This window comes from Plantactinospora sp. BB1 (assembly GCF_003030385.1).
Lineage (GTDB): Bacteria > Actinomycetota > Actinomycetes > Mycobacteriales > Micromonosporaceae > Plantactinospora.
The window spans coordinates 7,903,768-7,922,620 of sequence record NZ_CP028159.1 but is presented as its reverse complement, the minus strand read 5'-3'; the positions used below and the strand labels follow the sequence as shown (position 1 = coordinate 7,922,620).

Here is an 18,853-nt window from a genome sequence, read left to right as displayed (position 1 = left end):
GGCGCTCCTGGAGGCCACGGCGGCGACCCGCCCCCGGGCCGGACTCGTCGGGCGGTTCCCCGCGCTGGCGGTGCTCGAATACAACCTCGTCGCCTACCGCCGCACCTGGCGGGCCGGCGTCTTCTCGTCGTTCCTGCTGCCGCTGCTCACCATGGTCGGCTTCGGGGTGGGCGTCGGGGCGTACGTCGAGGCGCCGGTGGCCGGGGTGCCCTACCTGGACTTCCTCGTCCCGGGGTTGATCGCCTCGACCGCGCTCCAGGTCGCGATCGGCGAGTCGACCTGGCCGGTGCTGGGCAACTTCGAGTGGATCAAGATCTACTTCGCCCAGGCGGCGACACCGCTGCGGGTGGCCGACATCCTCGGCGGGCAGCTCGGCTTCGTGCTGTTCCGGGTGCTCACCAGCAGCCTCTCCTTCCTGCTCGTGGCGGCGGCGTTCGGCGCGCTGCACTCGCCGTGGGCGCTGGCCACCCTGCCGCTGGTGGCGCTGATCGGGGCGGCGGTGGCGGCACCGGTCTTCGCCTACAGCTCCTCGGTGCGCAGCGACAGCTATCTGGCGCTGCTGTTCCGGTTCGCGGTGATCCCGATGACCCTCTTCGCCGGGGTCTTCTTCCCGGTCGAGTCGCTGCCGGTGGTGCTGCGCTGGCTGGCCTACGCGTCGCCGCTCTGGCACGGCGTGGACCTGTGCCGGGCCGCCACCCTCGGCGTCGCGCCCGCCTGGTCGATCCCCGGTCACCTGCTCTACCTCGGCGCCTGGGTCGCCGTCGGCTGGTGGCTGGCGCACGCGGCGTTCCGCCGCCGGCTGGTGGTCTGAGCCACCGCCGGCCGACCGCCCTCCGTTCCCGTCCGTTCCGATCCGAAGAGAGAGGCTTCCGTGGTCAGCATCGTCCTGCCTCGGCTGATCAGCTTCGAGGGCGCACCCCGCCGCGCGGCCTCGGTGGCCGAGCGCAACGTCGCGGCGCTGAAGTCCGCGTACTGGGTGGTGCTGATCTCGGGCTTCTTCGAGCCGTTGCTCTATCTGCTCTCCATCGGCGTCGGGGTGGGGGCGCTGGTCGGCGACCTGACGCTGCCGAGCGGCACCGTGGTGACGTACGCGGCGTTCGTGGCACCGGCGATGCTGGCCGCCTCGGCGATGAGCGGGGCGCTGGCGGAAACGACGTTCAATTTCTTCGGCAAGATGAAGTACATGAAGCTGTACGACGGGATCCTCGCCACCCCGGTGCAGCCGTTCGAGATCGCCCTCGGCGAGCTGGGCTGGGCGATGCTCCGGGGCAGCCTCTATTCGGCGGCGTTCCTGGCCGTGATGGTGGGGCTGGACCTGACCAGTGGGATCCGGGCGTTGGTCGCCTTTCCGGCCGCCGTACTGGTCGGCTTCGCGTTCGGCGCGCTGGGCATGGCGCTCTCCACCTTCATGCGCAGTTGGCAGGACTTCGACCTGATGGGCTCGGCCCAGTTCGCGCTCTTCCTCTTCTCCGGGACGTTCGTGCCGGCCGAGGCGTACCCGTCGGTGCTGCGCTGGGTGGTCGAGGCGACGCCGCTCTACCGCGCGGTGCACCTGGTCCGGGGCATCACCGTGCAGGGCGGCGGCTGGGGCGAGCTCGGCGACGTCCTCTACCTGGTCGGGGTGACCGCGCTCGGCCTGGTCGTCGCCGGACGCCGGATGGGCCGGCTGCTCTGCAAGTGAGCCCGCGAGTCCGCACGGGCCCGGTCCGTGGTGGGTCGACCGCACCGGCTACGGCGGTTGGACCGACGCGGCCTCCCGTTGCGACTACCGTGAGTAGTTGACCGGTAGCCCGGTTCGGCGGTGGTCGCACCGTCCCGGGCGGCGCCGTTCGAGGGAGAGCGGGATGGCCGAGGAGCGACGGACCGGCAGTCCGGGTCGGCTGCCCCGGAGTGCCTGGGGCACCGTGCTGCGGCGGACCCTGCGCGAGGCGCAGGAGGACAACGTCACCGACTGGGCGGCGGCACTGACCTACTACGGGGTGCTGTCGCTCTTTCCGGCCCTGCTGGTGCTGGTGGCGGTGCTGGGCCTGCTCGGCGACGCGGCGGTGCGCGGTGTGCAGGACGTGATCCGGGACGTCGTGCCGGCGGCGTCCGCCCGGGACATCCTGCTGACCGCGATCACCCAGGTCCAGGGGAGTACCGGCACGGCCGGCCTGGTCGCGGCGCTCGGCATCCTCGGCGCGTTCTGGACGGCGTCCGGCTACATCGGTGCCTTCAGCCGGGCCGCCAACGCGATCTACGACGTGCCGGAGGGACGGCCGCTCGCCCGTACCCTGCTGCTCCGGATCGGCCTGACCGCCCTGATCGGGCTGCTGGTGCTGATCAGCCTGGTGCTGCTGGTGTTCAGTGGGCGGCTCTCGGCGCAGGTGGGCCGGCGGCTGGGTGTCGGCGAGGCCGGGGTGACGGCCTGGGACATCGGCAAGTGGCCGGTACTCGTGCTGCTGGTCAGTCTGATCTTCGCGGTGCTCTACTGGGCGGCACCGAACGCCCGGCAGCGCTTCCGGTGGATCAGTCCCGGTAGCGTCTTCGCCGTGCTGGCCTGGGCGGTCGTCTCGGCCGGCTTCGCGCTCTACGTGAGCTACTTCGCCTCGTACAACCGGACCTACGGCTCGCTGGCCGGGGTGATCGTCTTCCTCGTCTGGCTCTGGCTCTCCAACGTCGCGATCCTGCTCGGTGCCGAGTTGAGTGCGGAGCTGGAGCGGGAGCGGACGATCCGGCTGGGCGGGTCGGCGGAGCGGGAGCCGTACGTCTCGCTGCGGGACGACCGCAAGCTCAGGAAGCGGCGGGGTCGCGGTGAGTGACCCCGCGCTTTCCTTGATCAACAACTAACTTTCGTCCGTTGGGACAAAAGTTAGCGTCATCTTGGATGAAGCTCTAGACATCCGCTCCGGAAGCCTCCTACTGTGTCGAACACAACGCGCTGGCGTTGCGTCGACGCGAACGTGAGCCTGACGGAGGTGACTCCCTGTGCGCACCCCGGAAGCGCTGCACCTGCGGCTGCTGCGGCTGTTGCGCGACCAGGGCGCGGTGTCCAGGGCCGAACTGGCCGACCGGTTGCAGATTCCTCGGCCGCGCCTGCTCGCCGAGCTGGAGCGGCTGGTCAGCCTCGGTTACGTCGCGGAGGCCGGACTCGCCGCCTCCCGGGGCGGTCGCCGTTCCACGCTGGTCGAACTCAGCCCTGACCTACGGTTCGCCGCCGTCGACCTGGGCGCCAGCTCGATCGACGTCGAGGTGGTCAACGGCCGGCTCGAACCCGTCGCCGCGTACGCCGAGACCACCGACATCCGCTCCGGCCCCAAGGTGATCCTGCAACGGGTGCACGAACTCCTGCACAAGGCGAGGGTCGACGGGGCGTACGAGCGGCTGCACGCCGTCGGCATCGGCGTACCGGGGCCGGTGAGCTTCCGGGACGGCGTACCGGTGTCGCCGCCGATCATGCCCGGCTGGGACCGGTTCCCCGTCCGGGAGCTGCTGACCCGCGAGCACGGCTGCCCGGCGGTGGTGGACAACGACGTCAACATAATGGCCATCGGCGAGCGGCACGGCGGGGTGGCGCACTCGGTCGACGACTTCCTGTTCGTCAAGATCGGCACCGGCATCGGCTGCGGCATCTACCTCTCCGGCGAGGTCTACCGGGGCACCGACGGCTGTGCCGGCGACATCGGGCACATCCAGGTCGACTCGCACGGCCCGATGTGCTCGTGCGGCAACGTCGGCTGCCTGGAGGCGCTGTTCAGCGGTGCCGCGCTGGCCAAGGAGGCCACCGTGGCGGCCCGCAGCGGCACCTCACCGGCGCTGGCCGAGCGACTCGCCGCCACCGGTACGGTCACCGCGCTCGACGTCGCCGAGGGCGCCATCGAGGGGGACGTGACCTGCATCCGGCTGATCCGCGACGGCGGGCGGCGGGTCGGCGGCGTACTCGCCGGCCTGGTCAGCTTCGCCAACCCGTCGATGATCGTGATCGGCGGCGGGCTGGCCCAGCTCGGCCACATCCTGCTGGCGGAGATCCGCAGCGTGGTCTACCGGCGCTCGCTGCCGCTGGCCACCGGCAACCTGCCGGTGGTGCTCTCCGAACTCGGTCCCCGGGCCGGGGTCACCGGCGCCGCCGTGCTCGCCACCGACGTCGCCTTCGCGGAGGCGTCATGACCGGCCGGAGCGCGAGCCCCGGCCGGCCCGGTCGGTCGGGTCGTGGCGGCGACGAGCCAAACGAGGAGACGTCATGACCGAACCCGACGAGCGGTCCGGCGACGCCGAACGGACCGGCGCCGACGTGACCGGTCCGGCCGGCGCGCCGCACCCGGACGGGACCGGCCCGGTCGGCGACCCGCCGCCGCTGGTGACCCCGCCCGCCGACACGGTGCCCGGCGAGGTCGTCCTCCGGCTCACCGACGTGGTGAAGACCTTTCCCGGGGTACGCGCTCTGGACGGGGTGCAGTTGGAGGTGCGGGCCGGCGAGGTGCACTGCCTGCTCGGCCAGAACGGCGCCGGCAAGTCGACGCTGATCAAGGTCCTCTCCGGTGCCCACCAGCCCGACTCGGGGCAGGTGGAGTGGCTCGGCGAGCCGGTCACCTTCGGCAACCCGCAGGCCGCGATGAAGGCCGGCATCGCCACCATCTACCAGGAACTCGACCTGGTCGAGGACCTCTCCGTCGCCGAGAACGCCTTCCTCGGGCACGAACCGAAGACCCTCGGCTTCGTCCGGCGCGGCTACATGGCCCGGCAGACCCGGGAGATCCTGGGCCGGCTCGGGCACCCGGAGATCCCGCCCCGCCGGATGGTCCGCGCACTGCCGTCGGCCGGCAAGCAGATCGTCAGCATGGCCCGGGCACTCTCGCACGAGGCGCGACTGATCATCATGGACGAGCCGAGCGCCGTACTGGCACACGACGAGGTCGGCAACCTGTTCCGGATCATCCGGGAGCTGACCGCGCAGGGCATCGCCGTCATCTACATCTCGCACCGGCTGGAGGAGATCCGCGAGATCGGCGACCGGGTCACCGTACTCAAGGACGGCCGGACCACCGCGGCGAACCTGCCGGCCCGGTCCACCCCGACCCGCGACCTGGTCAGCCGGATGACCGGCCGGACCATCGAGTACGTCTTCCCGGACCGCCCGGCCGAGACGCCGGCCGCCGAGACCCTGCTCGAGGTGCGCGACCTCGGCCGGGAGGGCGAGTTCGCCGACGTGTCGCTGACCGTGCGGGCCGGTGAGATCGTCGGCATCGCCGGCCTGGTCGGCTCGGGCCGCTCCGAGCTGCTGGAGACGATCTTCGGGGCCCGCCGGCCCACCTCCGGCACGGTCTCGATGGCCGGCCGGCCGGTCCGGCCGGGCAGCGTCGGCGCCGCCGTCCGGGCCGGGATGGGGATGGCCCCGGAGGAGCGCAAGAGTCAGGCGCTGCTGCTCGGCGAGCCGATCTACCGCAACGTCACGCTGGCCACCTTCACCCGCTGGGCCCGGCTGGGCTTCACCGACGCGGGCCGGGAGCGGGCCGAGGCGAACGAGGTCGCCGACCGGCTGGAGCTGCGGCCTCGGGACGTCCGGCGACCGGTCCGGACGCTCTCCGGCGGCAACCAGCAGAAGGTCGTGGTCGGCCGCTGGCTGCTCGGCGACACCAAACTGCTGCTGCTCGACGAACCGACCCGGGGCGTCGACGTCGGCGCCCGGGCCGAGCTGTACCAGGTGATCCGGGCGCTGGCCGCCCGGGGAGTGGGCGTACTGCTGGTCTCCAGCGAGGTGCCGGAGGTGCTCGGCCTGGCCGACCGCGTACTCGTGATGCGGGAGGGCCGGGTGGTGCACGAGGCCCCGGCCGGAGAACTCGACGAAGACACCGTGCTCGACCTCGTGATGGCGGGGTCGCTGATGGAGGGGGCGCCAGCGTGACCGAACGTACCGAGACCGCCGCGCCGGCGGGAACGGCGCCGCCGGTTGACCGGCCGTCGCCGGTGTCGCCGGCACCGGCCGGAGCGCCGGTGCACAAGGGCGCCGGTGCGCCCGGGAACGGCACCGGCCGGTGGAGCGGCGACGCGGCCGAGACGTTCCGGCGCAACCTGGGCCTGGTCGGGGTACTGGTGGTGCTGATCATCATCGGCATCGTCACCCGCCCCGACCTGTACGGCGACCCGTCCTGGGTACGGGCGAACATCTTCTCGATCCTCACCCTGGCCTCGGTGGTCGGCGTGGTGACGGTCGGGATGACCTTCGTGATCATCGGTGGCGGGATCGACCTATCGGTCGGCGCGATCGTGGCGCTGGCCGGGGTCTGGAGCACCACGGTCGCGACCCAGAGCTACGGCGCCGGAGGGATGATCTTCACCGCGATCGTGGTGGCGGTCTGCGTCGGGCTGGTCAACGGCTTCCTGATCTCGTACGGCCGGCTGGTGCCGTTCATCGCCACCCTGGCCATGCTGGTCGCCGCCCGGGGACTGGCCGCCGAGATCTCCGACAAGCAGACCCAGGTCTCCAACAACGCGACCATCAACGGCATCGCGAGTACCGACCTCCTCGGCATCCCGGTGCTGGTCTACATCCTCGCCGCGGTGGTGGCGGCCGGCTGGGTACTGCTCAACCGCACCACCTTCGGCCGGCGTACGGTCGCGGTCGGCGGCAACCCGGAGGCGGCCCGGCTGGCCGGCATCAACGTACGCCGGCACAGCATGCTGCTCTACGCCCTCTCCGGCCTCTGCTGCGGAATCGCCGCGATCATGCTCACCGCACAGGCGAACTCCGCACAGGCGGCGATGGCGAACCTCTACGAACTCGACGCGATCGCCGCGGCGATCATCGGTGGCACGCTGCTCAGCGGCGGCCGGGGCACGATCATCGGCTCCCTGCTCGGTGTGATCATCTTCGCCACCATCACCAACCTGTTCGCGATCAACGGCCTCTCCACCGAGGCGCAGAACATGGTCAAGGGCGGCATCATCGTCGCCGCCGTACTGGTCCAGCAGTTCCGGTTCAAGTCGGTCACCCAGCTCCTCGCCCGAAACAAGCTCACCTCGACGAACTGACGCACCGCAGCAATCCGGTGGCGCCCGCCGCCGGTGGCCCACCCCGGCCGCCGGCCGGTGGACCCCACCCACCTCACCCCACCCGAAGTCGAAATAACCAGGAGGTCGTCATGACCCAGCACGATCCGCTCCGGCCGGTGCGTGACCTGTCCCGCCGCCGGCTGCTGCTCGGCGGGGCGGCGGTGGGCGCCGGTGCCCTGCTCACCGCCTGCACCAGCAACGAGACCGGCTCCGGTGGCGGCGGGAACGAGCAGGTCAAGGAGGCGGACAACGCCGCCAACCCGAACAGCGCGCCGGGCCAGCGGGTGGTCATCGGCTTCTCCGCCCCGGCCGCCGACCACGGCTGGCTCGCCGCCATCACCAAGAACGCCGAGGCGCAGGCGAAGGTCTACTCGGACGTGGAGTTCAAGACGGTGGCCGCGGGCGCGGACGCCGCCGCCCAGCGGGCCGCGCTCTCCACGCTGATCTCGCAGAAGCCGAACGTGATCGTCATGCTGCCGCACGACGGCAAGGAACTGAACGCCTCCGGGCTGGAGGCGATGAAGGCCGGCATCCCGGTGGTCAACCTGGACCGGGCGTTCCCGGACGCGCTGGCCTACCGGCTCCAGATCAAGGGCGACAACTACGGCATGGGCGTCGCGGCCGGCCGCTACATCGGCGAGCAGATGAAGGCCAAGGGCATCGCCAACCCGATCATCGGCGAGATCGCCGGCATGGACGAGTTGGAGCTGACCAAGGAGCGGTCCGCCGGCTTCGCCGCCGAACTGGCCGTCTACGGCTTCAAGGTGCAGAACCGCCGCGCCGCCCGATTCACCGCCGACACCGGCCAGAGCGAGGCGTCACAGCTGCTCCAGGCGCTGCCCAAGATGGACGCGCTGTGGAATCACGACGACGACCAGGGCATCGGGGTACTCGCGGCGATCAAGCAGGCCAACCGCTCCGAGTTCATCATGGTCGGCGGCGCCGGCTCCAAGGCCGCCATCGACGCGATCGCGGCCGACAACAGCGTCCTGAAGGCAACCGTCACCTACAGCCCCTCGATGGCCTCGTCGGCGATCTCGCTGGCCCGGCTCATCGGCCAGGGCAAGGGCATGTCCGACCTGGTCGAGCTGCAGGTGCCGAAGGAGATCACTCTGGCCTCCGAGACGATCACGAAGGAGAACGCGAGCCAGTACGCCAAGCTCGGGTTCTGACACACCGGGGGGAGACCCACCTTGTCCACGAATGAGAAAGAACTGCGGGTCGGCATGGTCGGCTACGCGTTCATGGGCGCCGCGCACTCGCAGGCGTGGCGGACCGTGAACCGCGTCTTCGACCTGCCGGTACGTGCCCGGATGGCCCTGATCTGCGGCCGGGACGAGTCGAAGGTCGCCGACGCGGCCGGCCGGCTCGGCTGGGAGGGCCACACCACCGACTGGCGCGAGCTGATCGCCCGGGACGACATCGACATCGTCGACGTCTGCACGCCCGGCGACAGCCACGCCGAGATCACCATCGCGGCCCTGGAGGCGGGCAAGCACGTACTGTGCGAGAAGCCGCTGGCCAACACGGTCGAGGAGGCTCGGGCCATGGTCGCCGCGGCGGCCAAGGCCCAGACGGTGGGCGTACGGGCCATGTGCGGGTTCAACTACCGCCGGGTTCCCGCGGTCAGCCTGATGCGGGAGCTGGTCGCCTCCGGCCGGCTCGGCGCGATCCGGCACGTCCGCGCGGTCTACCTGCAGGACTGGATCACCGACCCGCAGTTTCCGCTGGTGTGGCGGCTGCAGAAGGACAAGGCGGGGTCCGGTGCGCTCGGCGACATCGGGGCGCACATCATCGACCTGACCCAGTTCGTGACCGGCCAGCGGATCACCGGGGTCAGCGCGATCACCGAGACCTTCGTCAAGGAGCGTCCGCTGCCGGCCTCGTCCAGCGGACTGGCCGCCTCGGCCGACGGCGCCGGGGCCGCCATGGGCCAGGTCACCGTCGACGACGCGGCGGTCTTCGTGGCCCGGCTCGACGGCGGTGCGCTCGCCACCTACGAGGCGACCCGGTTCGCCACCGGGCGGCGCAACGCGCTGCGGGTCGAGATCAACGGTTCGCTCGGCTCGGTGGCGTTCGACCTGGAACGCCTCAACGAGCTGGAGTTCTACGACGCCACGGAACCCGGCGCCGAGCAGGGCTTCCGGCGGATCCTGGTGACCGAGGGCGACCACCCGTACATGGCGGCGTGGTGGCCGCCGGGACACATCATCGGGTACGAGCACTCGTTCACGCACGAGCTGCGGGACTTCCTCGCGGCGATCGCCACCGGGTCGGACCCGTCCCCGTCGTTCACCGACGCGCTCCAGGTCCAGCTCGTACTGGACGCCGTGGCGCGCTCGGGGGAGCTGGGCTCGTCCTTCACCGCGGTGGAGCAGGTGCCCGCTCCGGTCAGCGCGTAACCGCAGGACCGGCGTACGCCGGCTTCGCCAGCCCTCGGGCGCGGAGCCGGCACCGCCGGAGACAGTTGTCCACCCGTCGGGTGGTCCGGCCCGCTCGGGCCGGAACCCGACCCGAGAAGCTTTCCGGAACGACCGGCGAGGGTCCGGTCGCGGTTGCGCCCCGCGACCGGAGGGAGGTCGACCCGGAAGGAGTGCGCACGCGCACGACGGAGCCCGCTCCGGTCGTGCCGGGCGACAGGTGACACGGCCGTCCGGTGCGGCCGGACCGGGATTCCCCGGTCGCACCGGACGCCGGAACGGCACCGGCCAACCCCCGGCCGGTGGTACCACCGCCGCAGGCGACCCCCGCAGCGGCCCCGCAGCACGACCCGTCCCGGCCATCCGGCCGGGCCGCCCGACGACTTTCGCCCCGCCGTCCACAGTGGCCGGTGAGGGCACAACTCCACAGCGAGACCCGCGACCGGAGCCGGCAACCCCCGCCGCCCGGTCGCCCCGGACCGGGGGAGGCAGGACCGCGACGCCGACCGGCCCTGCCTACCAAGCCCCGTCCGCCCGCACGGTCACGGACCCGAGCAGTGTCGTTGCCGCCGACTCCGGCGCTGCCGCACGGGATGTTCCACCGCGACGGTCGGGCGGGCGGGGCGCTTTTCACAGTTGCGAGGCAAGATGTCCCGATAGGTGGACCCGATGGGCCGATCCGACACATGGCACGGTTCGTCGTAGTACACCCCCGGTCGGCCCAGGGCCGTGCCGGCACCGGAGGGAGGAGCACTGATGCGTACGGGTGTCTGGCTGGTTGGCGGGCGTGGTTCGGTCGCCGTGACCAGTACGGTCGGGGCGCTGGCCCTGCGGGCCGGGCTGGCCGAGCCGACAGGCTGCGTGACCGAGCTTCCGGCCCTGCGTAGCGCCGCCCTGCCGGCCCTGGCCGACCTGGTCTTCGGCGGGCACGACATCGCCACCACCCCGCTGGTGAAGAAGGCCGAGGCGCTGGCCGAGGCGGGCGTACTGCCGGCCCGGCTGGTCGCGGCGCTGGCCGAGGAGTTCGGCGCGGTCGAGGCCGAGCTGCGACCGGCACCGACCGGTGGCCCGCAGGCGGCCGCCGTCGAGACGATCGTCGCCGACCTGACCGGGTTCCGCGAACGGCACCGGCTCGACCGGGTGGTGGTGGTGAACGTCTCCTCGACCGAGCCGGCCCCGCAGGCGCATCCGGCACACGCCAGCCTCGCCGAACTGGACGCCGCGCTCGCCCACGGCAGCCCACTGCCGGTCAGCTCCACGTACGCCTACGCCGCCTTCACCGCCGGCTGCTCCTATGTGGACTTCACCCCGTCCACCGGCGCCCGGCTCCCCGCCCTGGCCGAACTGGCCCGCCGGGCCGGCCTTCCGTACGCCGGGCACGACGGCAAGACCGGCGAGACGCTGGTGAAGTCGGTCCTCGCCCCGATGTTCGCGATGCGGAACCTGCGGGTACGCAGCTGGTCCGGCACCAACCTGCTCGGCGGCGGCGACGGCGCCAACCTGGCCGAACCGGCGGCGAACGCGGCCAAGTCCGCCAGCAAGCAGCGGGTACTCGGCGAGACCCTCGGCTACGTCCCGCAGGGCAACACCCGGATCGAGTACGTCGACGACATCGGCGACTTCAAGACCGCCTGGGACCTGGTCACCTTCGCCGGCTTCCTCGGCACCCCGATGCGGATGGAGTTCACCTGGCACGGCTGCGACTCGTCGCTCGCCGCACCGCTGGTGCTCGACCTGGCCCGGCTGACCGCCGCCGCGCACCGGGCCGGCCGGGCCGGCCCGCTGACCGAACTGGCGTTCTTCTTCAAGGATCCGCTCGGCGAGGTGCCGCACGCCCTCGCCGAACAGTGGGCCACGCTGCGCGCCTTCGTCCGGGAACTCGACGCCGAGCCGACTTCGGGGGACCCGGATGCCGTCGCTGCGTGACCTGACCGAGCTGGTCCGGGCACCCGCCGCGCTCTCCGTCCCCGGGGACGTGCTGGCCGGGGCCGCCGCCGCCGACGCGCTGGACCGTCGGGTGCCGGGGCTGGCCGGGGCATCGGTGCTGCTCTACTGGGCCGGGATGGCCGCCAACGACCTCGCGGACCGCGAACTCGACGCGCGGGAGCGGCCCGAGCGGCCGATCCCGAGCGGCCGGGTCTCGCCGGGGTTCGCCCTCGGCGTCTCGGCCGGGCTCACCGCCGCCGGGATCGGGCTCGCCGGGCTGGCCGGCGGTCGCCGGGCGCTGGCCGTGGCGGTGCCGCTGGCCGGCGCGGTCTGGGCGTACGACCTGTGGGCCAAGAACACCCCGGCCGGGCCGGCGGTGATGGCCGCCTGTCGGGGGCTGGACGTGCTGCTCGGCGCGAGCGGGGGCCGGGTGGCCCGGGCGGTACCGGCGGCGCTGACGGTGGCCGCGCACACGTACACGGTCACCGAGCTCTCCCGGCGGGAGGTCTCCGGGGCGACCCGGGCGCTGCCGGCGGCGACCCTGGCCGGTACCGCCGCGGTGGCCGCCGCCGCGGTAACCCGGCCTGGCCCCGCCGACCCGGCCCACCGCACCGGCTGGGGCGCCCTGGTCCCGGCCGCCCTCGCCGGCTGGTACGGCCTGCACTACGGCACCGCGCAGGCCCGGGTGGCGGCCGACCCGCAGGCGTCCCGGGTCCGGGCCGCGGTCGGCGCCGGCATCACCGGCCTGCCCGCGCTACAGGGCGCGCTGGTCGCCCGGACCGGCGCCGCGCTGCTCGGCGTCGCGGTGGCCGCCGCCGCCCCGATCGGGCGACGGCTCGCCCGACTGGTGTCCCCGACATGAGCGCCGGTGCCGGGTCCGCCGCCGCACCGGGTCAGCGGGCGACGGCTCGCCCGACTGGTGTCGCCGACATGAGCGCCGGTGCCGGGTCCGCCGCCGCACCGGGTCAGCGGGCGACGGCTCGCCCGACTGGTGTCGCCGACATGAGCGCCGCGCTGCCCGGGCTGCGGTTCGGGTACGGGACCAACGGCTTCGCCAACCACCGCCTCGACGACGCGCTGCGGGTCATCGCCGACCTCGGCTACCGGGGCGTGGCGCTGACCCTGGACCACGACCACCTGGACCCGTTCGGCCCGCACCTGGCGGCCCGGGTGGCGGCGGTCGGCCGGAGCCTCGCCGCGCACGGCCTCGGCGTGGTGATCGAGACCGGGGCCCGCTACCTGCTCGACCCCTGGCACAAGCACGCCCCGACGCTGCTGCACGACGACAACGCGCTGCGGGTCGAGTTCCTCCGCCGGGCCGTCGCGATCGGCGCCGACCTCGGCGCCGAGGCGGTCTCCTTCTGGTCCGGGGTACGACCGGCCGACGTCGAACCGGCGGCCGCCTGGGACCGGCTCGTCGCCGGCTGTGCCGAACTGGTCGAGGTCGCGGACGCCGCCGGGATGCCGCTCGGCTTCGAGCCGGAGCCGGGCATGCTGGTGGCCGAGATCGCCGACTGGTGGCGGCTGCGCGAGGCCCTGGGTGCCCCGGCCGGCTTCGGCATCACCCTCGACATCGGGCACTGCCGGTGCCTGGAGCCCCACCCGGTGCCGGACTGCGTCGCGCAGGTGGCCCCGCACCTGGTCAACGTGCAGATCGACGACATGCGCCGGGGCGTGCACGAGCACCTGGAGTTCGGCACCGGAGAGATCGACTTCCCGCCCGTACTGCGGGCGCTGGCCGAGGCCGGTTACGCCGGGCTGGTCGCCGTCGAGCTGCCCCGGCACTCGCACGCCGCCCCCACCGTGGCGGCGCGGTCGATCGACTTTCTCCGGGGCGCCGCCGCCGAGGCCGGGCTCACCGAGGCGCGGGGCAGCGCCGTGCCGGACCGGGGGCGGTGACCGGCACACCCGACTGACGAAGCACCACCACCGGGGGGACCGCGACCACCATCCACACCGGAAAGACTGGGGAGGACCGGATGGAACCGGAACCGGAACTGGAACGACTGCGGGCGGCACTGCTGGCCGTACCCGACGGGCGGCCGCCCGACCCGTGGCTGGCCGAGGCGTTACGCCGGGTCGGGGCCGAACCGTCCGCGATCGGCCGGCTCTTCGCCGCGGCCGGCCGCAGGTGTGGCCGGGCGCCCCTGCCCGACCTGCCGCACTGGTCCGCCGACGACGCCGCCCGGGTACTGCTGCTCGGCGCGCTGCCCCCGACCGAGCTGCCCGGCCAGGTCGAGGCCCGCTACCGCGAGGGCGACGCGGCCGAGAAGCGGGCGGTACTCCGGGCCCTGCCGCTGCTGCCGGTCGGTGATGCCGGGGTGCCGCTGCTGCACGACGCGATCCGGACCAACGACACCCGGCTGGTCGCCGCCGCCCTCGGCCCGTACGCCGACCGGCTCGACCAGGCCGCCTGGCGGCAGGCGGTGCTCAAGTGCGTCTTCACCGGCATCCCGCTGGCCGCCGTGCACCGGCTCGACGAGCGGGCCGACGCCGAGCTGGCCGGCATGCTGGCCGGCTTCGCCGACGAGCGCCGGGCGGCCGGCCGGGAGATGCCGGCCGACGCGACCGCGTTGCTGGATCGACTGAGCACGCTCGACCGGTCGGGGACCCCGACCGGGCCGGGCGCGGAGGAGGCGTGATGAGGATCTTCGACCCGCACATCCACATGACCTCGCGGACCACCGACGACTACGAACGGATGGCCGCCGCCGGGGTACGCGCCCTGGTGGAGCCGGCGTTCTGGCTCGGCCAACCCCGGACCAGCGCCGCCTCCTTCGTCGACTACTTCGACTCGCTGGTCGGCTGGGAGCCGTTCCGGGCCGGCCAGTTCGGCATCCGGCACCACGCCACCATCGCGCTGAACCCGAAGGAGGCCAACGACCCGCGCTGCCGCGAGGTGCTCGACCTGCTGCCCCGCTATCTGGACAAGGACGGCGTGGTGGCGGTCGGCGAGGTCGGCTACGACTCGATGACGCCGGAGGAGGACGAGGTCTTCGCCGCCCAGCTCGCCCTGGCGGTCGAGCACGAGCTGCCGGCGCTGGTGCACACCCCGCACCGGGACAAGGCCCGGGGCACCGAGCGCAGCCTGGCGGTGGTCGCCGAGTCCGGGCTCGACCCCGGCCGGGTGGTGATCGACCACCTCAACGAGGTGACGGTGCCGCTGGTCCGGGACACCGGCTGCTGGCTCGGCTTCTCCATCTATCCCGAGACGAAGATGTCGCCGCCGAGGATGGTCGAGCTGCTCCGGAAGTACGGCACCGAACGGATGCTGGTCAACTCGGCCGCCGACTGGGGCCGGTCGGATCCGCTGCTGACCCGGGCCACCGGCGAGGCGATGCTGGCCGCCGGATTCGACGACGACGACGTCGACCGGGTGCTCTGGCGCAACCCGGTGGAGTTCTACGGCCAGTCCGGCCGGCTGGACCTCGAAGACGCGGACGAGTCCTCCGGCGCGGCGCCGCCCGGCACCTTCGAGGGGAACTCGATCCTGCGGGGCGGTAGCTGATGCGGCTGCGGCACGCCGACGGGCAACTGGTGCACCTGAGCTACTGCACCAACGTGCATCCGGCCGAGGACCTGGCCGGGGTGCTGGGACAGCTCGACACGTACGCGGTGCCGATCCGGGAACGGCTCGGCGCCGACGTACTCGGACTCGGGCTGTGGCTGGCCGCGCCGGTGGCGGCCGGGCTCGCCGCCGACCCGCAGACCCGGCGGCGGCTGCGCGCCGAGCTGACCGCGCGCGGGCTGGAGGTGGTCACCCTGAACGGGTTCCCCTACCAGTCCTTCCACGCGCCGGTGGTGAAGCAGGCCGTCTACCACCCGGACTGGACCACCCGGGAGCGGCTGGTCTACACCCTGAACCTGGCCACCGTACTGGTCGACCTGCTTCCCGACGACGCCGTCCGGGGCTCGGTCTCCACCCTGCCACTGGCCTGGCGCCAGCCCTGGGAGCGGCGCCAGGCCGACCGGGCGGCCCGGGTGCTGGACGAGCTGGCCGCCGGGCTGACCCAGATCGCCTGGCGTACCGGCCGGGCGGTCCGGGTCGGCTTCGAGCCGGAGCCGGGCTGCGTGGTCGAGTCGACCGGCCAGGCGGTCGCCGCACTGTCCCGGGTGGACAGCGACCGGCTCGGCATCTGCCTCGACCTGGCCCACCTCGCCTGCGCCTGGGAGGATCCGGCCCAGGCGCTCGGCCGGCTCCGCGCCGCCGGGCTGCCGGTGGTGAAGGTGCAGGTCTCGGCCGCGCTGGCCGCCGCCGACCCGGTCGCCGCCGCCGACGTGCTGCGCGGGTACGTCGAACCGCGTTTTCTGCACCAGACCCGCACCGACGCCTGCGGAGGGGCCGCCGACCCGGCCGACCCGGCACACGCCGCCGACGACCTGGACGCGGCGCTGGACGCCAACCTGCCCGGCGCCTGGCGGGTGCACTACCACGTACCGCTGCACGCCGTACCCGCCGCGCCGCTGGAGTCCACCGTGCCGGTGCTCCGGGACGCGCTGCGGGAGCTGTTCGCCGGGCCGGTCGCCGGCTGCGACCACCTGGACGTCGAGACGTACACCTGGGGGGTGCTGCCGGCCGGGCAGCGCCCGGGATCGGACGCGGAGCTGGCCGGCGGGATCGCCGCCGAACTGGCCTTCGCCCGCGACGAACTGGTCGCGCTCGGGCTGACCGAGGACTCCGCCTCGCCCGCCGGCCCGGCCGCCGCCCCCGTTTCCGCGCCGAGGAGGCACGATGGCTGACCCACTGGTCGTGATCGACGTGGTCGGGCTGACCCCCCGACTGCTCGCCCACATGCCCCGGCTGCGCGCCGTGGCCGACGCCGGCTGCCGGGCCGAACTCGGCACCGTGCTGCCGGCGGTGACCTGCTCGGCGCAGGCGACCCTGCTCACCGGGGCGCTCCCGGCCGAGCACGGCATCGTCGGCAACGGCTGGTACTTCCGGGACCTGGGCGAGGTCTTCCTCTGGCGGCAGCACCACGCGCTGATGGGTGGGGAGAAGGTCTGGCAGGCGGTCCGCCGGGAGCGCCCGGACTACACCGTGGCGAACGTCTGCTGGTGGTACGCGATGGGCGCCGACGTGAACTGGACGGTGACGCCCCGGCCGATCTACTACGCCGACGGGCGCAAGGAGCCCGACTGCTACACCGACCCGCCGGAGCTGCACGACGAGCTGACCGGGAAGCTGGGCGGGTTCCCGCTCTTCACGTACTGGGGGCCGGGGGCGGGGCTGCCGTCGTCGCGGTGGATCTGCCGGGCCGCCGAGCAGATCATGGCGGAGAAGAACCCGGACCTGACCCTGGTCTACGTCCCGCACCTCGACTACGACCTGCAACGCTTCGGCCCGTCGTCTCCGCAGGCGGCGGCCGCCGCGACCGAACTGGACGGGGTACTCGGCCCGCTGCTGGACGCGGCGGCCGCCCGGAACGCGACCGTGGTGGTGCTGTCGGAGTACGGCATCACCGAGGCGAGCCGGCCGGTGGACGTGAACCGGCTGCTCCGGGCCGAGGGGCTGCTCCGGGTCTACACCCAGGACGGGATGGAGTATCTCGACCCGTGGACGTCCCGGGCGTTCGCGGTCGCCGACCACCAGATCGCGCACGTCTACGTGAAGGATCCGGCCGACGTGCCGGCGGTGGCGAAGCTCTGCGCGGGGCTGTCCGGGGTCGCCGAGGTGCTGGACGCCGCCGGCAAGGCCGCGCACGGGCTGGACCACGAGCGGGCCGGCGAGCTGGTGCTGGTCGCCGAGCCGGACGCCTGGTTCAGCTACTACTACTGGCTCGACGACGCCCGGGCCCCGGACTTCGCCCGGCTGGTGGAGATCCACCGCAAACCCGGGTACGACCCGGCGGAGCTTTTCTTCGACCCGGCCGCGCCGGGTGCGGCGAAGCGCCGGGCGGCGGTGGCGCTGGCCCGGAAGAAGCTCGGGATGCGCTACCTGATGAGCGTGGTGGGGCTGGATGCCGGCGCCCGGGCGGTACGCGGCTCGCACGGGCGGCTGCCGGCCGACCCGGCGGACGGTCCGGTGCTGATCTGTTCGGACCGGTCGGCGGCCCGGGACCGCTACCAGGCCACCGAGGTCAAGAGCCTGCTGCTCCGCCTCGCCGGTCTCGATTCCGCCGCCGCCGATCCGGCCGGTGCCGCAACCACCGCCGTCGATCCGGCCGGTGTCGATCCCGCCTCGGCCGGGGGAGGGCGGTCATGACGGCGACCGTGCCGGAGGTGGATCTCGGGGAGCTACGGAAGCGCTTCGACGCCCAGCTCGTCGCCTTCCTCGACCGGCAGGACCCGGACTGGCCGGACGGCGCGCCCCGGGGCGTCTTCACCACCCTGCACCGGTTCGTGCTGGCCGGCGGCAAGCGGCTGCGCCCGCTCTTCTGCTACTGGGGCTGGCGGGCCGCCGGTGGCGTGGACGGTACCCCGATCGTGGCCGCCGCCGCCGCGCTGGAGCTGTTCCACGCCTTCGCGCTGATCCACGACGACATCATGGACGGCAGTGACCGGCGCCGGGGCGAGCCCTCGGTGCACCGGCTCTTCGCCGACCTGCACGCCCGGTCGGCCTGGCGCGGCGATCCGGCCTCGTACGGGCGCAGTACCGCGCTGCTCTGCGGTGATCTCTGCGCCGCCTGGGCGGACCAGCTCTTCCACGAGTGCGGGCTCACCCCCGAGGAGGTGCACCGGGGGTACGGGGTCTTCGCGACGATGCGTACCGAGGTGATCGCCGGGCAGTACCTGGATCTGGTCTCCGGGGTGGGGGACGGCTCGGTGGCGAGCGCGCTGACGGTGATCCGGATGAAGGCCGCCCGTTACACGGTGACCCGGCCGTTGCAGATCGGCGCCGCGCTGGCATCGGGCTCGCCGGAGCTGCTGGCCGCGCTGGCCGCCTTCGGTGACCCGCTCGGCGACGCGTTCCAGCTCCGGGACGACGTGCTCGGGGTCTTCGGCGACCCGGCGTTGACCGGCAAGTCCATTCTGGAGGATCTGCGGGAGGGGAAGCCGACGGTGATGATGGCGCTGGCCCGGGGGAGTGCGGACCGGGCCCAGGCGCAGCGGTTGAAGGCGCTCTTCGGCAATCCGGAGCTGGATCCGGAGGGTGCGGCCGAGCTGCGCGCGATCATCGTCGACACCGGCGCGCTGGACCGGATCGAGCAGATGATCAAGGTACGTGTCGACGCGGCGCTGGCCGCGCTCGCCGACACGCCACTCGGCGAAGAGACCGCGGGCGTGCTCGCCGCGCTGGCCGCCGAGACCGTCGACCGGCAGTTGTAGCCGCCGACGACGGGGGAGCGGCCAGGCTCCACAGTGGTACCCAGCGCGGCCGGTTGATCACCGACGGCGCAACTTTTCGCCGTGTCGACAAAAGTTCATGTTGACGTGGCAGAAGGTATGGACACATCAACACATGGAAATTACTGTGTCGAGCACAGCTCAGAGTTGTTACGTCGAGGTAACCGACGGCGCGGTTTGCCCACGACAGCGAT

Annotated in this window: 16 protein-coding genes; all 16 read left to right on the top strand. The window is 73.1% G+C overall.

Going from position 1 to position 18,853, the window contains the following annotated elements; translation table 11 throughout:
* Window positions 1-7: 7 nt before the first annotated feature.
* The gene (locus C6W10_RS34790; RefSeq protein WP_369938729.1) at window positions 8-811 is read left to right on the top strand and encodes an ABC transporter permease; all 804 of its coding nucleotides are present in this window, start codon (window positions 8-10) and stop codon (window positions 809-811) included.
* Window positions 812-871: 60 nt separating this feature from the next.
* On the top strand, window positions 872-1,681 hold the full coding sequence (locus C6W10_RS34785) for an ABC transporter permease (RefSeq protein ID WP_107263238.1): 810 nt from the start codon (window positions 872-874) through the stop codon (window positions 1,679-1,681).
* Window positions 1,682-1,844: 163 nt separating this feature from the next.
* Window positions 1,845-2,801, top strand: coding sequence for a YihY/virulence factor BrkB family protein (locus tag C6W10_RS34780; protein WP_199853802.1), 957 nt, complete (start codon window positions 1,845-1,847; stop codon window positions 2,799-2,801).
* Between the two features lie 166 nt (window positions 2,802-2,967).
* Complete coding sequence (locus tag C6W10_RS34775; RefSeq protein WP_107263236.1) at window positions 2,968-4,146, top strand: ROK family protein; 1,179 nt, start codon at window positions 2,968-2,970, stop codon at window positions 4,144-4,146.
* A gap of 73 nt (window positions 4,147-4,219) precedes the next feature.
* Window positions 4,220-5,881: a sugar ABC transporter ATP-binding protein gene (locus C6W10_RS34770; protein WP_107263235.1), complete on the top strand. Its 1,662-nt coding sequence runs from the start codon at window positions 4,220-4,222 to the stop codon at window positions 5,879-5,881.
* On the top strand, window positions 5,878-7,008 hold the full coding sequence (locus C6W10_RS34765) for an ABC transporter permease (RefSeq protein WP_107263234.1): 1,131 nt from the start codon (window positions 5,878-5,880) through the stop codon (window positions 7,006-7,008). The genes C6W10_RS34770 and C6W10_RS34765 overlap by 4 nt, the downstream gene beginning before the upstream one ends.
* Window positions 7,009-7,118: 110 nt before the next feature.
* A complete protein-coding gene (locus C6W10_RS34760; protein WP_107263233.1) occupies window positions 7,119-8,201 on the top strand; it encodes a substrate-binding domain-containing protein in 1,083 nt (360 codons plus the stop codon).
* Between the two features lie 54 nt (window positions 8,202-8,255).
* The gene (locus tag C6W10_RS34755; RefSeq protein WP_199853595.1) at window positions 8,256-9,431 is read left to right on the top strand and encodes a Gfo/Idh/MocA family protein; all 1,176 of its coding nucleotides are present in this window, start codon (window positions 8,256-8,258) and stop codon (window positions 9,429-9,431) included.
* A gap of 774 nt (window positions 9,432-10,205) precedes the next feature.
* A complete protein-coding gene (locus C6W10_RS34750) occupies window positions 10,206-11,375 on the top strand; it encodes an inositol-3-phosphate synthase (protein WP_107263231.1) in 1,170 nt (389 codons plus the stop codon).
* A complete protein-coding gene (locus C6W10_RS34745) occupies window positions 11,359-12,237 on the top strand; it encodes an SCO3242 family prenyltransferase (RefSeq protein WP_107263230.1) in 879 nt (292 codons plus the stop codon). The genes C6W10_RS34750 and C6W10_RS34745 overlap by 17 nt, the downstream gene beginning before the upstream one ends.
* Window positions 12,238-12,377: 140 nt before the next feature.
* Window positions 12,378-13,274 (top strand): sugar phosphate isomerase/epimerase, encoded by an 897-nt coding sequence (locus C6W10_RS34740; RefSeq protein WP_107263229.1) that lies wholly within the window; start codon window positions 12,378-12,380, stop codon window positions 13,272-13,274.
* An 80-nt stretch (window positions 13,275-13,354) separates the two neighbouring features.
* Window positions 13,355-14,017, top strand: coding sequence for an EboA domain-containing protein (locus tag C6W10_RS34735; RefSeq protein ID WP_107263228.1), 663 nt, complete (start codon window positions 13,355-13,357; stop codon window positions 14,015-14,017).
* A complete protein-coding gene (locus C6W10_RS34730; RefSeq protein ID WP_107264525.1) occupies window positions 14,017-14,883 on the top strand; it encodes a TatD family hydrolase in 867 nt (288 codons plus the stop codon). The genes C6W10_RS34735 and C6W10_RS34730 overlap by 1 nt, the downstream gene beginning before the upstream one ends.
* Window positions 14,883-16,115, top strand: a complete 1,233-nt coding sequence (eboE, locus tag C6W10_RS34725) for a metabolite traffic protein EboE (protein WP_107263227.1) — start codon at window positions 14,883-14,885, stop codon at window positions 16,113-16,115. The genes C6W10_RS34730 and eboE overlap by 1 nt, the downstream gene beginning before the upstream one ends.
* Window positions 16,108-17,577, top strand: a complete 1,470-nt coding sequence (locus C6W10_RS34720; protein ID WP_107263226.1) for an alkaline phosphatase family protein — start codon at window positions 16,108-16,110, stop codon at window positions 17,575-17,577. Before eboE ends, C6W10_RS34720 begins: the two co-directional genes overlap by 8 nt.
* The gene (locus C6W10_RS34715) at window positions 17,574-18,641 is read left to right on the top strand and encodes a polyprenyl synthetase family protein (RefSeq protein WP_107263225.1); all 1,068 of its coding nucleotides are present in this window, start codon (window positions 17,574-17,576) and stop codon (window positions 18,639-18,641) included. The genes C6W10_RS34720 and C6W10_RS34715 overlap by 4 nt, the downstream gene beginning before the upstream one ends.
* Window positions 18,642-18,853: the final 212 nt, after the last annotated feature.